General features: G+C 69.7%; 11 protein-coding genes and 2 pseudogenes. 10 read left to right on the forward strand and 3 right to left on the reverse strand.

Annotated features, from left to right (window positions below):
- The first annotated feature begins 48 nt into the window (after positions 1–48).
- Genes G4G29_RS02960 through G4G29_RS02985 form a run of 6 tightly spaced genes read left to right on the forward strand, consistent with a single transcriptional unit; the run spans position 49 to position 6368 of the window.
- A complete protein-coding gene (locus G4G29_RS02960; protein ID WP_183151805.1) occupies positions 49–2334 on the forward strand; it encodes a carbon starvation CstA family protein in 2286 nt (761 codons plus the stop codon).
- A 1-nt stretch (position 2335) separates the two neighbouring features.
- A complete protein-coding gene (locus tag G4G29_RS02965; RefSeq protein WP_183151806.1) occupies positions 2336–2581 on the forward strand; it encodes a YbdD/YjiX family protein in 246 nt (81 codons plus the stop codon).
- A 32-nt stretch (positions 2582–2613) separates the two neighbouring features.
- Positions 2614–3804 (forward strand): histidine kinase, encoded by a 1191-nt coding sequence (locus tag G4G29_RS02970; protein WP_183151807.1) that lies wholly within the window; start codon positions 2614–2616, stop codon positions 3802–3804.
- Between the two features lie 19 nt (positions 3805–3823).
- Positions 3824–4543, forward strand: a complete 720-nt coding sequence (locus G4G29_RS02975) for a LytTR family DNA-binding domain-containing protein (RefSeq protein WP_183151808.1) — start codon at positions 3824–3826, stop codon at positions 4541–4543.
- Entirely contained in the window at positions 4540–4914 is a 375-nt protein-coding gene (locus tag G4G29_RS02980) for a heavy metal transporter (protein WP_183151809.1), read from the forward strand. Before G4G29_RS02975 ends, G4G29_RS02980 begins: the two co-directional genes overlap by 4 nt.
- Positions 4911–6368, forward strand: a complete 1458-nt coding sequence (locus G4G29_RS02985; RefSeq protein WP_183151810.1) for a cation acetate symporter — start codon at positions 4911–4913, stop codon at positions 6366–6368. Before G4G29_RS02980 ends, G4G29_RS02985 begins: the two co-directional genes overlap by 4 nt.
- 59 nt (positions 6369–6427) lie before the next feature.
- Here the strand turns inward: G4G29_RS02985 and G4G29_RS23790 are convergent, their stop codons facing one another.
- Together G4G29_RS23790 and G4G29_RS03000 are read right to left on the reverse strand one after the other, a co-directional pair.
- Entirely contained in the window at positions 6428–8491 is a 2064-nt protein-coding gene (locus G4G29_RS23790) for a DUF6226 family protein (RefSeq protein ID WP_345941145.1), read from the reverse strand.
- Complete coding sequence (locus tag G4G29_RS03000; RefSeq protein WP_183151812.1) at positions 8488–8832, reverse strand: GNAT family N-acetyltransferase; 345 nt, start codon at positions 8830–8832, stop codon at positions 8488–8490. Before G4G29_RS03000 ends, G4G29_RS23790 begins: the two co-directional genes overlap by 4 nt.
- 123 nt (positions 8833–8955) lie before the next feature.
- Between G4G29_RS03000 and recQ the strand changes: the two genes are divergently transcribed.
- The gene (gene recQ, locus G4G29_RS03005) at positions 8956–10992 is read left to right on the forward strand and encodes a DNA helicase RecQ (RefSeq protein ID WP_183151813.1); all 2037 of its coding nucleotides are present in this window, start codon (positions 8956–8958) and stop codon (positions 10990–10992) included.
- Here the strand turns inward: recQ and G4G29_RS03010 are convergent.
- A complete protein-coding gene (locus G4G29_RS03010; protein ID WP_183151814.1) occupies positions 10976–12286 on the reverse strand; it encodes a TetR/AcrR family transcriptional regulator in 1311 nt (436 codons plus the stop codon). The genes recQ and G4G29_RS03010 overlap by 17 nt on opposite strands.
- A 435-nt stretch (positions 12287–12721) precedes the next feature.
- Between G4G29_RS03010 and G4G29_RS03015 the strand changes: the two genes are divergently transcribed.
- The 3 genes and pseudogenes from G4G29_RS03015 to G4G29_RS03025 all read left to right on the forward strand — a co-directional run bounded on the left by G4G29_RS03015 (position 12722) and on the right by G4G29_RS03025 (position 17682).
- Positions 12722–13717 carry an MFS transporter gene (locus G4G29_RS03015; RefSeq protein WP_244632352.1) on the forward strand — a complete coding sequence of 332 codons (996 nt, stop codon included), beginning with the start codon at positions 12722–12724 and terminating at the stop codon, positions 13715–13717.
- 2 nt (positions 13718–13719) lie between these two features.
- Positions 13720–15475, forward strand: a pseudogene (locus tag G4G29_RS03020) (glycoside hydrolase family 3 N-terminal domain-containing protein).
- A gap of 138 nt (positions 15476–15613) precedes the next feature.
- A pseudogene (locus G4G29_RS03025) lies at positions 15614–17682 on the forward strand (acyl-CoA dehydrogenase).
- Positions 17683–17732: the final 50 nt, after the last annotated feature.

Genomic DNA, 17732 nt, shown 5'->3' on the forward strand with positions numbered 1-17732 from the left:
GTTCCTAGCGTGGGAGAACGCAACGTCGCGTACCCCGAGGAGACCCCCATGACCGCACCTTCGTCGCGCCGCCGCGACGGCGCCGGACTGGTCGACGCCGACCCGACCATCGTCACCGACCCGACACTCCCGCCCGTCGCCCTCAGCGAAGAGCACCACGAGAAGTCGAACCGCTGGACCCTGCCCAAGATCATCCTCTGGGCGGCGATCGCCCTGCTCGGAGCGGTCGCCTGGACCATGCTCGCGATCGTCCGCGGCGAGACCGTGAACGCGATCTGGTTCGTGTTCGCCGCCGTGTGCACCTACCTGATCGGTTACCGCTTCTACTCGAAGGTGATCGAGAAGTACATCACCCGGCCCGACGACCGCCGTGCCACTCCGGCAGAGGTCAAGCAGGACGGCAAGGACTACGTCCCCACCGACCGCCGGGTGCTCTACGGCCACCACTTCGCGGCCATCGCGGGCGCCGGACCCCTCGTCGGACCGGTGCTCGCCGCACAGATGGGCTACCTCCCCGGCACCATCTGGATCATCGTCGGCGTCGTGCTCGCGGGTGCGGTGCAGGACTACACGGTGCTCTTCTTCTCGATGCGCCGCGGCGGTCGGACCATCGGTCAGATGGCTCGACAGGAACTCGGCAAGATCGGAGGCACTGCCGCGATCATCGCCTCGCTGCTGATCATGCTGATCATCGTCGCCATCCTTGCTCTCGTGGTGGTCAACGCTCTCGGCGAGAGCCCGTGGGGCGTGTTCTCGGTCGCGATGACGATTCCGATCGCGCTGTTCATGGGCGTCTACCTGCGGTTCCTGCGTCCTGGCAAGGTCACCGAGGTGTCGATCATCGGCTTCGTTCTCCTGATGGCCGCGATCATCGGCGGCGGCTGGGTCGCCGGCACCGAGTGGGGTCAGGCGATCTTCCACCTCGACCGCACCACGATCGCGTGGGGCATCATCATCTACGGCTTCGTCGCCGCCGTGCTCCCGGTCTGGCTGCTGCTCGCCCCGCGCGACTACCTGTCGACGTTCATGAAGATCGGCGTCATCGTCATGCTCGCCGGCGCGATCGTCCTGGTCCGCCCCGAGATCACCGTTCCCGCGATCAGCATCTTCGGCGAGAACGGCATGGGCCCGGTGTTCGCCGGTCCGCTCTTCCCGTTCCTGTTCGTGACGATCGCCTGTGGTGCGTTGTCGGGCTTCCACGCGCTGATCGCCTCGGGGACGACGCCGAAGCTGATCGAGAAGGAGCGTCAGACGCGCTTCATCGGCTACGGCGGCATGCTCATGGAGTCGTTCGTCGCGATCATGGCCCTCGTCGCCGCGATCTCGATCGATCAGGGCATCTACTTCGCCATGAACGCGCCGACCGCTGCCACGGGCGGCACCGTCGAGGGAGCCGTCGCCTTCGTGAACTCGTTGGGTCTGACGGGGGTGAACCTCACCCCGGAGATGCTCACCGGCACCGCCACGATGGTCGGAGAGGAATCGATCGTCTCCCGCACCGGTGGAGCACCGACGCTCGCTCTCGGGCTCGCGCACATCATGCAGCAGGCCCTCGGCGGGCAGGCGCTCATGGCGTTCTGGTACCACTTCGCGATCATGTTCGAGGCCCTGTTCATCCTCACGGCCGTGGACGCCGGAACGCGTGTCGCCCGCTTCATGCTGCAGGACTCGATCGGCGCCTGGTTCCCGAAGTTCCGTGACGTCTCGTGGCGTCCGGGTGTGTGGATCTGCACCGCGATCATGGTCGCCGGCTGGGGAGCGATCCTCATCCTCGGCGTGACCGACCCGCTCGGCGGCATCAACACCTTCTTCCCGCTGTTCGGCATCGCGAACCAGCTGCTCGCCGCGATCGCGCTCGCCGTGGTGCTCGCGATCGTCGCCAAGCGCGGCCGGTCGTACGTCAAGTGGCTGTGGATCATCGCGCTGCCGCTCGCGTTCACGGCCGTCGTGACGGTGACCGCGTCGTTGTACAAGATCTTCTCGCCCGTGCCGGCGATCGGATACTGGGCGAACCACTTCCGCTACCTCGAGGCCCTCAACACCGGCGACACGGCGCTCGGCGAACCCGAAGTGCTGCAGGCGGTCATCCGCAACACCGCGGTGCAGGGCACGCTGTCGATCATCTTCGTGACCCTCGCGATCATCGTCATGATCGCCGCCGTGATCGTCACGGTCCGGGCGATCCGCAACGGCGGTGGCGACAACACCGAGGATGCGCCCGTGGCCTCTCGCCGCTTCGCCCCGGCGGGCTTCCTCCCCAGCGCCGACGAGCGCGAGCTCGAGAAGCAGTGGGAGCCGCTCCTCGCCGACGAGCGTCGGACGACGACACACTGAGATGGCCGACACCATGAATCGGACGGATGCCGCGACCACCCTCCTGCGGACGCTGCTCAGCGCCGCGGGGCGGATCGGCCGCGGCATCCGCTGGTACATGACGACGCTCATGGGAGACACCGCGTACGCCACGTATGTCGCCCATCAGCGGCGGGTGCATCCGCACGAGGAGCCGATGAGCGAGCGGCAGTTCTGGCGGCAGAGGATGGACGACCAGGATCGCAACCCCGGTGCCCGCTGCTGCTGAGGATCACGCCGCTCGGTGCCTAGGCTGAGGGCATGACCGACGTCGTTCTCGCAGCGATCCTCGGCGTGCTCGGCGGCATCGTCTTGTCGGTGCTCCTGCTGCTCGCACGCCGACTCGCGCGCGGGGCGACCGACCTGGGAAGCGACGCCGAACAGGCTGCGCTCACGGCACTGCATCAGGCGAGCCTGGCGGCACCGCACCTGCGCGCTGGGCTCTCCGCGCCGGATGTCGTCAAGGCCGCGCGGCATCTGCGGGTCCTCCTCGGCAGCGCGGCGGTCGCGATCGTGAGCGCCGAGGGCGCTGTGTCCTTCGACGGAACCTCCGACGGACTGGAATCCGCGGCACGCCGCATCGCCACACAGGTCGGCGCCTCCGGCCGGAGGCAGGTCTTCCCCGCTCCAGGAAGGGACGACGACCTGGAGGCCGTCGGAGCTCCGATCCTCGTCGACGGCCGGGTGGCCGGTGTGGTCGTGGCGTTCGCTGCTCCCGTCAGGGCCGCACTCGTGCGCGCGGCCGAAGAGGTCGCCGACTGGTGCGCCGCGCAGGTCGAGCTCGGGGGACTCGATGCCTCGCGGACCCAGCTCGCCGAGGCGGAGCTGCGGTCGCTGCGGGCGCAGATCTCGCCGCACTTCATCTACAACGCCCTCACGGCGATCGCCTCGTTCGTGCTCACCGATCCGGCCCGCGCGAGGGAGCTGATCCTCGAGTTCGCCGATTTCACGCGGTACTCGTTCCGTCGCCAGGGGGAGTTCACCACGCTCGCCGAGGAGCTGGGCAGCATCCACTCGTACCTCGAGCTGGAGAGGGCGCGCTTCGGGGATCGGCTGCGGGTGACGCTGCAGATCGCTCCCGAGACGCTCGCGACCGTGATCCCGTTCCTGTCGGTGCAGCCGCTCGTCGAGAACGCGGTGCGGCACGGACTCGAACCAGGGGAGGGCGGCGGCGAGATCCGCATCGCCTCGAGAGACGACGGCACCCACACCGAGATCACGGTCGAAGACGACGGGGTCGGCATGGACCCCGAGGGGCTGCGAGCCACACTCACCGCAGGCGACGACGGTCTGCACGTGGGGCTGCGCAACGTCGACACCCGCCTGCGCCAGCTGTACGGCGCGGAGGGCGGTCTGGTGGTCGAGACGAACACCGACGCGGGGACGCTGGTGCGCCTGCGGGTGCCGAAGTCGCAACCGCAGCACGATCCGAGCGCAGAGGGACGAGGATGACGACGAACGGGGTGGGTGCATGATCGACGTCCTGGTCGCCGACGACGAGCAACCGGCGCTCGACGAGCTGGTGCATCTGCTGCGCTCGGATGCCCGCATCGGCGAGATCCTCACGGCATCGTCGGGAGCGGAGGCGCTGCGCCGCCTGTCGGAGCGCCGGGTGCGGATCGCGTTCCTCGACATCCACATGCCGGGACTCGCCGGGACGGAACTCGCGCGAGCACTGCTGCGCCTCGCCGAGCCGCCCGCGGTCGTGTTCGTCACGGCGGACGAGGCCAAGGCCGTCGAAGCCTTCGAGCTCCGCGCCGCCGACTACCTGCTCAAGCCCGTGCGGGTGCAACGGCTGCGGCAGGCGGTCGACCGCGTGATCGAGCTCGGCGATGTCGCGGCGCCGGGTGACGACGAGATGCTCCCTGTCACGGTCGGGTCCGTGGTGCGGTTCGTGCGCCGCAGCGAGGTGCGGTGGGTGCAGGCCCAGGGAGACTACTCCCGTCTGCACACGGGGGAGGGTGCAGGGCACCTGGTGCGCACGCCGATCTCCGAGCTCGAGGCGCGGTGGGCGGAGGCCGGGTTCCTGCGCATCCATCGCTCGTCCCTCGTGCGTACGTCGGCGGTGACGGCCGCCCGGTTGTCGGGGTCGGAGCCGGCGGTGTCGATCGGGCAGGTCTCGCTGCCGGTCAGCCGTCGGCTCGTGCCCGCGGTGCGGGAGGCGCTCCTGCGCGGAGAAGGCGCGGGATGAACGAGAAGCCGAAGCGCGTCCGTGTGACGGCCGACCTCCCTGATCGGCGGCCCGCGACCTTCACGCGCGGCATCGCGCTGCCCGGATCCCCGGTCGACGAAGCGGATGCCGTGTATGCCAGAGCCCTCATGCGCAGTCAGCTCCGTCTGGCGCTCGGGACGGTCGCGGGGTTCGTCGTCGTGGTGATCGCGCTCACGCTCGCGATCGCGCTGATCCCCGAGATCGGTGAGGTGCTGGTGTGGGGCCTGCCGCTGTCGTGGCTGCTCCAGGCGTACGCCTTCTATCCGATCATCCTCGTCTTCGGCGTGCTCTACGTCCGCACGGCCACGCGCAACGAGCGGCGATACCGGGCGCTCCGGGACCGCGAATGAACGCCGTCATGGACCTCGTCGGAGTCGCGTTCGTCATCGTCGCGACGCTGCTCATCGGCGTCTACGGTCTGCGCATCTCGCGTACGACGGGAGACTTCTTCGTCGCCTCGCGCACGGTGCGCCCGGTGTGGAACGCGTCCGCGATCAGCGGGGAGTACCTGTCGGCGGGGACCTTCCTCGGGCTGTCCGGTCTCGTGCTGCTCGACGGCGCCCGCGGCTTCTGGTTCCCCATCGGGTATGCCGCGGGCTATCTCCTCGTGCTCGCCTTCGTCGCGGCGCCGCTGCGTCGCAGCGGGGCGTACACGATCCCCGACTTCATGGAAGCCCGACTGGAGTCGACCTCGGCGCGCAGGGTGACCAGCATCGCGGTGCTCGTCATCGGGTGGTTGTACATCGTGCCGCAGCTGCACGGCGCGGGGATCACCCTGTCCGTGGTGGCGGGCCTGCCGGAGTGGGTGGGGGCCGTGACGGTCGCGGTGCTCGTCGCGGCCGCGGTCGCCGCCGGCGGCATGCGCGCGATCACCTACGTGCAGGCGTTCCAGTACTGGCTCAAGCTCACGGCACTGCTCGTGCCGGTCGTCTTCCTCGCGTTCGCGCTCAGCGGCGGCCCGCACGACTTCGATCCGGCGCTCGTCTTCCCGGTCGAGGCCGGGCCGTCGGGGTTCGACGCGTACGAGACGGCATCCCTGCTGCTCGCACTGCTGCTGGGGACGATGGGGCTGCCGCATGTGCTGGTGCGCTTCTACACGAGCCCGACCGGGGTGTCGGCGCGACGGACTACGGTCATCGTGATCGGCATGGTCAGTGCCTTCTATGCGGTGTCGAGCACGATGGGGCTGCTGGCGCGCATCGCCGCACCCGACCTCGCGGTGCCCGGTATCGCCGACACCGTGGTGCTGCTGCTGCCGTCGCGCGTGTTCCCCGGTGTGCTCGGCGAGCTGTTGACGGCACTGATCGTCGCGGGGGCGTTCGCCGCGTTCCTGGCGACCTCGGCCGGCCTCGTCGTGTCGCTCGCGGGCGTCGTCAGCCAGGACGTGTTCTCAGGGTCGGTGCGCTCGTTCCGGGTGTCCGCCGTGCTGTGCGCGCTCGTCCCCCTCGGCGTGGCACTGCTCACCGCGCCGGCGGGACTCGGGTCGAGTGTCGGCGTGGTGTTCGTCGTCGCGGCATCCACCCTCTCGCCCGTCGTGCTGCTCGGGGTGTGGTGGCGCGGGCTCACGGCCCGCGGCGCGGTGGCCGGCATGGTCTCGGGCGGCGTGGCGACGGGGCTCGCCCTGCTCGTGCACGCGGCGGTCGACGGGGTCGGGGTCGCCGCGCCCTACCTCGCCCAGCCGGCGGCCTGGACGATCCCGCTCGCCGCCGCGGTGACGGTGGTGGTGTCGCTGCTCGATCCGCGGGGTCCGTCGCCGAGGGCGGAGCGCTTCCTCGCACGAGTCCACACCCCGGAGCGTGGCTGACCCGGCGCATCGAACGGCCCGTGGACGGCGGACGACCAGCGGACGGGGCCCCGGCGGATTCAGGCCGAGGCGGAACGCAGTGACCAGGCCGGCCACCAGCCGTCGGGGAGACGGGCGAGGAGGTCCGCGGCATCGTCGAGCCGCTGCGCCGGAAGGGAGGGATCGGGCTCGCCGCCGCTCGCTCGGCCGGTGCCGTCGGAGATGTGGATCCGCGTGTGCAGCCAGCGCCGCTCCCCGATGGGGAACACCTCCCTGAACCCTCCGGCCGCGATCGCGAGCACGGTCTCCTCGACCTGGACGGCCACGGTCTCGGCGGTCTCATCGCAGGCGTCGCAGGTGCACGTCGGCGCGATCTCCCGGAACAGGGCGCCCGCCTCGATCGCGACGGACTCCGCCGTCATGGTGAGGGTGATCGGCGCACCGATCGTCGGCCGCAGCTGAAGCACGCGGGCGTCCGACTCGTCGACGGAGCGATCGACTTCGACGTCGTACCAGGTCACGAGATAGTCGACCAGGGCGTCGACGGCGGGCAGCATGGGCGCGAAACGCTCGGGATGCGACACCCGCGAATAGGCGTCCTCCGGTGGTGAACCGCCGGCCCACCGGGATCCGTATTCGATGACGCGGCCGCTCTCGTCGACGAACTCCGGGATCTCCAGGGCGGGACGCGTGAACGGCACCGGGGCGACGACGAGTTCGACATCGACGTCATCGTGGGTGAGCGCCTCGAGTTCGTCCGCGTCGCGGTCGGCCTGGGGCCAGGAGGCGAGCATCTCCCGGAACGCTTCGCGCTGGTGCGGCTGCTCCACGATCCCCCGCAGCAAGCCGGTGACGGGGATCGACATCGTCGAGGTGCCCACCTCCGCTTCGCCCATCATCCGCCACCGCGCCGCCGGGTGCGCCACCGCGATCGTGTTCCCGAGGAAACGCGCCGCCGCCTCCGCCAGCTCGGGATCGTCGAGGAGGTCGGCGTGCGCGGCCACGAAGTCCCACAGGGCGCCGAGGTCGGCGGCGAGGGCGGCAGGGTCGGCTCCGGCATCGCGCGCGAAGGCCTCGAAGAGCTCGAAGCCCTCCACGAATCGCGGAGGGGGACCGGCTCGGGGCTCGGCCAGATCAGCATGGCGGACGCCATGGCGTCGGGCATGGGCGCGAGCGTCTCGGGGAAGAGATCCGACGTCGGCATCGGCGTCAGAGCTTCCTGCTGCGCGGCATGAGTCGCACGTCGGGGAGCGGCGGGGCGGGGATGCGCACGTCGTGACCGTCCACCGTGCCGAAGCGGGGGCTGCCGCACCCGTCGCGGACTCCGACTCCCACTCCGCCCGCGCCGCGACGATCTCCTCGTGCGTTCGTCCGGCGAAGTTCCACCACATCACGATGTCGTCCTCGAACGGCTCGCCGCCGATCAGGAACAGCAGGGCGCCGTCGTCGCTCGCCACCTCGACCTCGTCTCGGGAGTCGCCAAGGTAGAGCAGCCCGTTGCGGTCGAGAGGGTGCTCGGCCACCACGGCGTCGCCTTCGACGAGCATCAGGGCGTGCTCCCAGTCGGAGCGCAGCGGCAGCCGCACGCGCGACCCGGGGGCGACGACGATCTCGGCGCCCACGATCGGGGTGTGCACGGTCGCCGGGGAGTGCACGCCCGCGAACGCGCCCAGCACGACGGTGGCTTCGGCATCCGCTCCCTCCTCCGCCGTGACGGTGAGCGCCGGGAGCTCCGTGTGCCGCTCGAAACCGGCTGCGCCGTGCCGGGTGGCCTCCGGCAGCACGACCCAGAACTGCAGGGCGTCGAGGGGGATCGGATCGTCTCCGATCGAGTACTCGGAGTGCGAGATGCCGTCGCCTGCCGTCATCAGGTTGAGCTGGCCGCGTCGCAGATCGGCGTCGCTGCCGAGCGAGTCGCGGTGGCGGATCTCGCCGACGAGCGGCCAGGTCACCGTCTGCAGCCCGATGTGCGGATGCGGCTCGACCCGCATCTTCGTGTCGGCGGGCCCGAACCGGTCGAGGAAGCACCAGGCGCCGATCGTCGGCAGGTTGCGGTGGGGCAGCGCCCGCAGCACGTTCATGCCGCGCACCCCGCCCAGCGGCACATCGCGCGGCTCGAGGATGAGGCGTCGCTGCCCGATCATTCCGCGCGGCCCGTCGGATCGTCGTGCACCGAGCCGCCCTGTTCGGGAGCGTGGGCGGGCCAGCGGATCTCGGCGCCGGGGACCTCGTGCGTCTCGAGGTACTTCGCGATGTACGGGCACAGCGGGACGATCGCCTCACCGCGCTCGACCGCATCCGCCAGCGCGGTCTCGGCGAGCTTCCCCGCCAGCCCCTGTCCCTGGAACGCCGGGTCGATCTCGGTGTGCAGGAAGCGGATCGATCCGGGGCGGAGGTCGAAGGCCGCGAAGCCCGCGAGCACGTCGCCCGAGCGGATCTCGTAGCGCGACGCGTCGTCGTCGCGGGTCACGGTGATGTCGGTCATCGGATACTCCTTCTGCGCGTGCCTCCAACCTACGCCCCGCGTGCCGGGTGGGGGACGGTCTCCGGCGCAGCGAGCTGTGGATGACACGCCGCCCGCGTCGGCGGGGGTCGTTACGCTGGAGGGATGCCGCAGACTCCCCGTGACCCGTACGCGGATCTGCCGTACGCCGACGAGCCCTACGACGACGGGTGGGAGTCGAACGCTCCGCCCGAGCCGATGGACTGGGAGCCGCAGGGTGCGGGCTTCGAGCCGCCGCTCGACTGGGGACAGGGCCCGGTCACTCCGGTGGCGCAGGCAACCGCTCCCGTCATGCGCCGTGCGACCCCGAGCCGCTATCCGACCGCCCGAGAGGCGCTGCACACCGTCTTCGGGTACGACGACTTCCGCGGCGATCAGGCCGACATCGTCGAGCAGGTCATCGCCGGCGGAGACGCCGTCGTCCTGATGCCGACCGGTGGCGGCAAGAGCATCACCTATCAGGTGCCTGCGCTCGTGCGCGAGGGCACCGGGCTCGTGATCAGCCCGCTCATCGCGCTCATGCACGACCAGGTCGACGCTCTGCGGGCGAACGGCGTCAACGCCGCATACCTGAACTCGACGCAGGGGATCGACGAGCGTCGCGAGGTCGAACGGGCGTATGTCGCGGGTGAGCTCGACCTCATCTACGTCGCCCCGGAGCGTCTCTCCAGCGCACAGACCACGGCCCTGCTCCAGCGCGGAACCCTCAGTGTGATCGCGATCGATGAGGCGCACTGCGTGTCGCAGTGGGGTCATGACTTCCGCCCCGACTACCTCGCGCTCGGCGACCTGGGCGAGCGGTTCCCCGGGGTGCCGCGCATGGCGCTCACGGCGACCGCCACCGCCGCGACCCATAAGGAGATCACCGAGCGGCTGCGTCTCGACGGTGCAAAGCACTTCGTCGCGAGCTTCGACCGCCCGAACATCCAGTACCGGATCGTGCCCAAGGTCGACCCGCGCAAGCAGCTGGTCGCCTTCATCAAGGCGCAGACCCCGGCGAGCGACGACGGCACGCAGCCCGCGGGCATCGTGTACGCGCTCAGCCGCAAGTCGGTCGAGCAGACCGCGACCTACCTCGCCGCTCAGGGCCTCGATGCGCTGCCGTACCATGCGGGCCTCCCCGCCGAGGTGCGCGCGACGAACCAGGCCCGCTTCCTCCGCGAAGACGGCGTCGTCATGGTCGCGACCATCGCGTTCGGCATGGGCATCGACAAACCGGATGTGCGCTTCGTCGCCCACATCGATCTGCCGAAGTCCGTCGAGGGGTACTACCAGGAGACCGGTCGTGCCGGTCGCGACGGCGAGCCGTCGGTGGCGTGGATGGCGTACGGCCTCGGCGACGTCGTCCAGCAGCGACGCCTGATCGACCAGAGCCCCGGCGACCGCACGTTCAAGATGCGGATGGGGCAGCACCTCGACGCGATGCTCGCGCTGTGCGAGACGGTCGAGTGCCGCAGGCAGAACCTCCTCGCCTACTTCGGCCAGGACTCGGAGCCCTGCGGCAACTGCGACACGTGCCTCGACGACACCGAGACCTTCGACGGGCTCGTGCCCGCGCAGAAGCTGCTCTCGACGATCGTGCGGCTCAAGCGCGAGCGCAATCAGGCGTTCGGGGCGGGGCACCTGATCGACATCCTGCGCGGGGCCTCGACCGAGCGCATCCGCCAGCAGGGTCACGACAAGCTCGCGACGTACGGCATCGGCAACGACCTCTCCGACCAGGACTGGCGCAGTGTGGTCCGGCAGCTCCTCGCCCGTGGAATCCTCGTCGCGCAGGGCGACTACGGCACCCTCGCTCCCGGTGAGCAGGCGGCCGGAGTGCTGCGCGGCGAGATGGCGGTGCCGCTGCGCAAAGACACCATCGGGCGGCCGACCTCCTCGGGGCGCGCGCGCAAGGCCAGTGCGGCCGACGCCCTGGATGCGGGGGACCGTGGGCTGTTCGAGGCGCTGCGCGCCTGGCGGGCCGAGACCGCGCGCGAGCAGGGCGTTCCCGCGTACATCGTGTTCGGCGACGCGACGCTACGCGCTCTGGCCGAGCATCGTCCGGCATCGCTCGCCGACCTCGACGGCATCACCGGCGTCGGCGCGAAGAAGCGCGAGGCCTACGGCGAAGGCGTGCTGGCGGTCATCGCGGCCGCCTGAGTGTGGGCTCCCGGTCGTCGCGAGGCAGCACATCGTCGAGGTGGGCGCGCAGGTGCGCGGCGATGTCGACGGCGTCGCGGTCGTACAGCCACTGGTACTGGAGGCCGTCCCACATCGCGACGAGCCAGACGGCTTCGTGCGCGGGGTCGCGGTGCGCCGGCAGGTCGCCGTCGATCTGCGCGAGGCGGAAGAGGGCGGTGAAGTAGTCGATCGTGTTCGCGAACCGGTTCTCGAAGTAGGCGTGCGCGGGATGCGCCGCCGGCACCGCCTCACAGGAGAGCACGGCGTACACCTCGATCAGTCCGGGTTCTTCCCGCCCATTGAGCGCCGCCCCGTCCGGGATCCCACGGAGCAGCTCGCCGGCTGAAGCGGCACCCGTGATCGCCTGGTTCTCGTTGATGGCGCTGTCGCGCTCGGCGAGGACGGCGCTGAGCAGAAGCTCCTTGGAGGAGTAATGGTGCAGCAGCGTCGACTTCGATACGCCGACGGCGGTCGCGATGTCCTGCAGGCTGGTGTCGCCGTAGCCGTCGCGCGCGAACAGGTGCATCGCATCGGCGACGATCTGCGTCCGGCGGCGACGACCGACGGCATACCCCGGATCGATCTCCGGCGCCGCGGCGATCGGCAGCTCGGGAAGCGGACCGGCCGCACCGGCCGAGCCGGCAGCCTGGTCGTCTTCGGGGTCGCGCCACCCGAGCGGCGACGCCCACAGGCTCTCGCGTTCTTCGAGCATCGCCACGACGTCGACCCGGTCGGGGAGGTACTGCGAGAGCAGTTGCAATCCGTCCCACCCCGCCGTGTGTCGCACGGTCTCACCGTCGACATCGCGGTCGGCGGCGATCACGCCGTGGTACTTCGCATCTTCGAGCACGTCGCTGCTCAGGGAGCGCAGCCGGCAGTAGCGTTCGCGCATGCGCTCGTGCGCGGGGTGGCCGGGCGCTGATGCCTCGCCGGTGAGGGCGGCGAAGAGTTCGAGATAGCCCTCGGTGCGCGCGTTGCGTTCGGCGAGAGCGGCGAACACCAGGTCACCCGGTTCGGAGGCGGCCGCGATCGCACTGAAGACCGCCTCGTTCTCGGACTCGAGTTCGGCGACGACCTCGGCGAGCAGATCGTCCTTGGAGGAGAAGTGTCCGAGGAGCCCAGGGTGGCTGACGGATGCGGCCGCGGCGATGTCGCGCAGCGACGTGGAGCGGTACCCGTTGGCGACGAAGAGTTCGTGGGCGGCCGAGAGGATGCGCTCTCGCGTGGCGGCGGCGCGGGCGTGTCGTGTGCCCATCGGTGTCGTCGTCGTCATCGCATCCTCCTTCCTCACCCTATCCTCGCTCATTACCAAATGGTCTGCTTTCACTTACCAGACGGTCGAGTTTCGTGTATGGTCTTCCCAGAACCGCATCGCCCGAAGATGTGCGGTGAATCGAAAGGACTGTCATGACAGAGCTGTCATCCGCCGCAGCTGCGGCCGCGGTCGGCACGACGGGCTTCAAGGCCCCTGGTACCACGCCGCCCAAGACCCCGCGCGGCTACACGCCGGGTCTCGCCGCCGTCAACTTCGGCGTCTACCTCGCCCTGCTCACCCCCGTCATGGTGTCGATGGCGTTCAAGGTGCAGCACGTCGACCCGGTGAACACCGAGGGCAGCCTCGGGCTCGTGATGGGTGTCGGCGCGATCTTCGCCCTCATCGCCAACCCTCTCGTCGGTCGGCTCTCCGACCGCACCACCTCGCTGGGGGATGCGTCGCCCGTGGATCCTCGGCGGCGCGATCGTCGGACTCGGCGGGTTCGTGCTCATCGGCGCGGCGACCTCCGTCTGGATGATCCTGCTCGCCTGGTGCCTCGTGCAGACCGCCATGAACGCGGTGCTCGCCGCCGCCAACGCCACGCTGCCCGACCAGGTGCCGGTCACCAGCCGCGGCAAGGTCTCCGGCATCATCGGCATCACCACGCCCATCGGCATCCTCGCCGGCAGCTTCATCGTCAACTTCCTCCCCGGCGACTTCGAACGCTTCGTCGTCCCCGGCGTGATCGCGCTGATCCTCGTGATCGTGTTCGTCCTCACCCTCAAGGACCGCCGCCTGACCGAGAAGCCCTCGGAGAGGTTCACCATCGGGACGTTCTTCGGCTCGTTCGTCTTCAATCCGCGCAAGCACCCCGACTTCGGCTGGACCTGGCTGACGAAGTTCTTCGTGATGTTCGGGTACGCCGGCATCGCCACGTTCCTGCCGCTGTACCTGGTGACCAAGTTCGAGCTCGACGAGCAGGGTGCCGTCGGCACCATCCTCATCGCCAACCTCGCCTCGATGGCGGCCATGGCGATCTCCTCGCCCCTCGGCGGCTTCCTCTCGGACAAGATCGGCAAGCGCCGGCCGTTCGTCGCCATCGCCGGCGTGATCATGGTGGTCGGCCTCGTGATCCTCGCGATCGCCCCCGACGTCACGACGGTCATCGTCGCGCAGGCGATCATCGGGCTCGGCGCCGGTTCGTTCCTCTCGGTCGACCTCGCGCTCGCCACCGAAGTGCTCCCCAACCCCGACGACGTCGCCAAGGACCTCGGTGTGCTGAACATCGCCAACGCCCTGCCGCAGTCGATCGCTCCGGCCATCGCACCGGGGATCATCGCGCTCGGCGCGGCCACGCCGCTCGGCGGCTACACCACCTGGTACCTGTTCGGGGCGCTCGTCGCCCTCGCCGGCGCCGTGCTCGTCTACCGCATCAAGGGAGTCAAGTGACCATGACAGAGACCACCGTCGCCCGCCCCTGGCTCGACGCCGATCTTCCCGTCGACGAACGGGTCCAGCTGCTGCTGGACGAGATGACGATCGAGGAGAAGGCAGGACTCTTCTTCCACACCATGATCGCGATCGGGGATCTGGAGGCGCCGGATCCCACGTTCGCGACGCCCTCCGCTCGCGAATTCCTCGAGAGCAAGCGGATGACGCATTTCAATCTGCTCGGTGCGGCGCCGACGGGACGCGAGATCGCGGCCTGGCACAACGCGCTGCAGCGGCTCGCCGCGTCCACGCGCCTCGGCATCCCCGTCACCCTGTCGACCGACCCGCGGCATTCGTTCAGCGAGAATCCCGGCGCGTCGATCCTCGCCGGTCCGTTCTCGCAGTGGCCGGAGACGCTCGGTCTCGCGGCCACCCGTGACGAGGAGCTCGTGGAGCGGTTCGCCGACATCGCCCGCCAGGAGTACACGGCGGTCGGTCTGCGGGTGGCCCTGCACCCGCAGGTCGACCTCGCGACCGAGCCGCGCTGGGCACGCCAGACCGCGACGTTCGGGGAGGATGCCGAGCTCTCCGGACGACTCGGCGCCGCGTACATCCGCGGATTCCAGGGCGTGTCGTTCGGGCCGGGATCCGTGTCGACCATGACGAAGCACTTCCCCGGTGGCGGACCGCAGAAGGACGGCGAGGACCCGCACTTCCCGTACGGCCGCGAGCAGGTCTATCCGGGTGGGGGATTCGAGCTGCACCTGAAGCCCTTCGAAGACGCTCTCGCCGCCGGGACGCGGCAGATGATGCCCTACTACGGGATGCCGGTGGGCACCGCGTACGAAGAGGTCGGGTTCGGCTTCAACAAGTCGGTCATCACCGGGCTGCTGCGCGAACGGTACGGCTTCGACGGCCTCGTCTGCACCGACTGGGGCCTGATCAGCGACTCCGAGATCTTCGGGCAGCCGTTCCCTGCGCGCGCCTGGGGTGTGGAACACCTGACTCCGCGCGAGCGCATGGCGAAGGTGCTGGACGCGGGTGTCGATCAGTTCGGCGGAGAGGCGAACCCCGAGCTGCTGCTCGAACTCGTCGCCGACGGGGTGATCTCGGAGGAGCGGCTCGACGTCTCGGCCCGCCGCATCCTGCGGGAGAAGTTCGAACTCGGTCTGTTCGAGAACCCGTTCGTGGACGAGGACGCCGCGGACGCCGTCGTCGGACGCGCCGACTTCCGTGCGGCGGGGAGGAGGCGCAGCGGGCGTCGATCACCGTGCTCTCGAACGACGGTGCGCTGCCCTTCGCGCGGGGACTGCGCCTGTACGTCGAGGGCATCGACCCCGCCGTGGCTGCGGCCTTCGGGGTGATCGTCGACGATCCGGCCGACGCAGAGCTCGCGATCCTCCGCCTGCAGGCGCCGTTCGAGGAGCGCGAGACGATGTTCGAGAACTTCTTCCACGCCGGGTCCCTGGAGTTCGCGGGCGAGGTCGTCGCCCACGTCCGCGAGGTCGCCGCCGCGGTTCCGACCGTCGTCGACGTGCTCGCCGATCGGCCGCCCATCCTGACGCCGATCGTCGAGGTCGCCGCCGCGGTGACGGTGAACTGGGGAGCCTCGGGCGAAGCGCTGCTCGACGTTCTCAGCGGTGCCGTCGCGGCGAGGGGTGCGCTTCCTTCGACCTTCCCCGGTCGATGGCCGCGGTCGAGGCCTCGCGGCCCGACGTGCCGTTCGACACCGCCGACCCGCTGTTCCGCTTCGGCCACGGGCTCTCGTTGACCTGATCGGGGTCGACCTGTTGCGAGGCGACAACGGGGAGTAGGGGCGTCCGCCTGCGGAGTTGGAGGATGCTCACAGCGGAGTTCCTGTGGGTTTGTCGCAGACCTACCATGAAAGCACCCCTACTCCCCTGGAGGAATGCCATGGTCGACGCTGCCGTCCGCTCTTCGACGACACCCGATGAATCGCCCGAGATCGCGGTCGCTCCGCCGATCGACATCGCACGTGTGAACGAGGCCCTGATGGGCACGTGGGGCGATGTGCGTCGTCAGGCGCGCGAGATGATCAAGGACTCGGCGTTCTGGCGCAAGGACGAGCTCGGCAAGGACGAGCACCGCGAGCGCGTGCTCAGCCAACTGCACCTGCTGGTCGAGAACAAGGCGGTGCACCGCGCTTTCCCCAAGTCCCTCGGCGGCGAGGAGAACAACGGCGCGAACATCGCGGGCTTCGAGGAGCTCGTGGTGGCCGACCCCAGCCTGCAGATCAAGTCGGGTGTGCAGTGGGGGCTCTTCGGCTCGGCGATCCTGCAGCTGGGTTCGAAGGAGCACCACGAGAAGTGGCTGCCCGGAGTGATGGACCTCTCGATCCCCGGGGCCTTCGCGATGACCGAGATCGGTCACGGCTCCGACGTCGCCGCGGTCGGCACCACGGCCACCTACGACCCGGAGTCCGAGGAGTTCGTCATCAACACCCCGTTCCGCGGGGCGACGAAGGAGTATCTCGGCAACGCGGCCCTGCACGGCGTCGCGGCGACCGTGTTCGCACAGCTCATCACCAACGGCGTCAACCACGGCGTGCACTGCTTCTACGTGCCGCTGCGCGGAGAGGACGGCGTCGACCTTCCGGGCATCGGCCGCGAGGACGACGGTCTCAAGGGCGGGCTCAACGGCATCGACAACGGGCGCCTCTCGTTCGACCACGTACGCATCCCGCGCACGAACCTGCTCAACCGTTACGGCGACGTCGCCGCCGACGGCACCTACTCCAGTGCGATCGACAGCCCCGGCCGCCGCTTCTTCACGATGCTCGGCACCCTCGTGCAGGGGCGCGTCTCCCTCGACGGTGCGGCATCCTGGGCCTCCGCGCTCGGCCTGCACATCGCGATCACCTACGCGACCCAGCGTCGCCAGTTCGATGGTGCGGACGGGCAGGAGGTCGTGCTCATGGACTACGGCAAGCACCAGCGCCGCCTGCTGCCGCGCCTGGCGACCACCTACGCGCAGATCTTCGCGCACGACGAGTTCCTGCAGAAGTTCGACGGCGTCTTCTCGGGTCGCACCGACACCCCGGCCGACCGCGAAGACCTCGAGACCCTGGCCGCCGCCCTCAAGCCGCTGTCGACCTGGCACGCGCTCGACACCCTGCAGGAGGCCCGTGAGGCCACCGGCGGCGCCGGCTTCATGTTCGAGAACCGCCTCGTCGGACTCCGTCAGGACCTCGACATCTACGTCACATTCGAAGGCGACAACAACGTCCTGCTCCAGCTGGTCGGCAAGCGTCTGCTCACCGACTACGCCAAGCAGTTCCAGGGCAAGGACGCGGCGGCGCTCGCGAAGTTCGCGGTCGGCATGACCGCGGGCAAGGTGTTCCACGGCGCAGGACTCCGCCAGCTCGGCCAGGCCGTCTCCGACTTCGGTCAGGTCAGCCGTTCGGTCGAGCGCGGGCTGCGCGAGGAGCAGCAGCATGATCTCTGCTCGCGGGTCGTGTGCAGCAGATGGTCGCCGACATCGCCGGTCGCCTGCGCCCCGGCGCGAAGGACAAGCTGCTCGGCGCCCGGCTCTTCAACGAGAACCAGGCCGAGCTCATCGAGGCCGCTCGTGCACACGGCGAACTGCTGCAATGGGAGGCGTTCACCGACGCCGTGCACCAGATCGAGGACGCCGACACCAAGAAGGTCCTCACCTGGCTGCGCGACCTGTTCGGACTTCAGCTCATCGAGAAGCACCTCGCCTGGCACCTCATCAACGGACGCCTGTCGACGCAGCGCGCCGCGGCCGTGTCGAGCTACATCGACCGACTGTGCACCCGCCTGCGGCCATACGCCCTCGACCTCGTGAACGCGTTCGGGTACGAGCCGGAGCACGTGCGCGCGCCGATCGCGAGCGGCATCGAGAAGCAGCGTCAGGACGAGGCGCGGGCGTACTACGCCGATCTCGCCGCCACCGGGCATGCACCGATCCAGGAGAAGACCCTCAAGAAGCAGCGGCGCTGACGACGCTCTCTCGTGCGATTCATGGGTGCGGCTGAGTAGTCTCGGCACGT

This window comes from Microbacterium sp. Se63.02b, assembly GCF_014171575.1.
Classification (GTDB): domain Bacteria; phylum Actinomycetota; class Actinomycetes; order Actinomycetales; family Microbacteriaceae; genus Microbacterium.

What these genes read in the sequence shown, in the direction of transcription:
- G4G29_RS02960 (WP_183151805.1), top strand. Translation starts at nt 49, where the DNA reads ATGACCGCACCTTCGTCGCGCCGCCGCGACGGCGCCGGACTGGTCGAC.
- G4G29_RS02965 (WP_183151806.1), top strand. Translation starts at nt 2,336, where the DNA reads ATGGCCGACACCATGAATCGGACGGATGCCGCGACCACCCTCCTGCGG.
- G4G29_RS02970 (WP_183151807.1), top strand. Translation starts at nt 2,614, where the DNA reads ATGACCGACGTCGTTCTCGCAGCGATCCTCGGCGTGCTCGGCGGCATC.
- G4G29_RS02975 (WP_183151808.1), top strand. Translation starts at nt 3,824, where the DNA reads ATGATCGACGTCCTGGTCGCCGACGACGAGCAACCGGCGCTCGACGAG.
- G4G29_RS02980 (WP_183151809.1), top strand. Translation starts at nt 4,540, where the DNA reads ATGAACGAGAAGCCGAAGCGCGTCCGTGTGACGGCCGACCTCCCTGAT.
- G4G29_RS02985 (WP_183151810.1), top strand. Translation starts at nt 4,911, where the DNA reads ATGAACGCCGTCATGGACCTCGTCGGAGTCGCGTTCGTCATCGTCGCG.
- G4G29_RS23790 (WP_345941145.1), bottom strand. Translation starts at nt 8,491, where the DNA reads ATGATCGGGCAGCGACGCCTCATCCTCGAGCCGCGCGATGTGCCGCTG.
- G4G29_RS03000 (WP_183151812.1), bottom strand. Translation starts at nt 8,832, where the DNA reads ATGACCGACATCACCGTGACCCGCGACGACGACGCGTCGCGCTACGAG.
- recQ (WP_183151813.1), top strand. Translation starts at nt 8,956, where the DNA reads ATGCCGCAGACTCCCCGTGACCCGTACGCGGATCTGCCGTACGCCGAC.
- G4G29_RS03010 (WP_183151814.1), bottom strand. Translation starts at nt 12,286, where the DNA reads ATGACGACGACGACACCGATGGGCACACGACACGCCCGCGCCGCCGCC.
- G4G29_RS03015 (WP_244632352.1), top strand. Translation starts at nt 12,722, where the DNA reads ATGCGTCGCCCGTGGATCCTCGGCGGCGCGATCGTCGGACTCGGCGGG.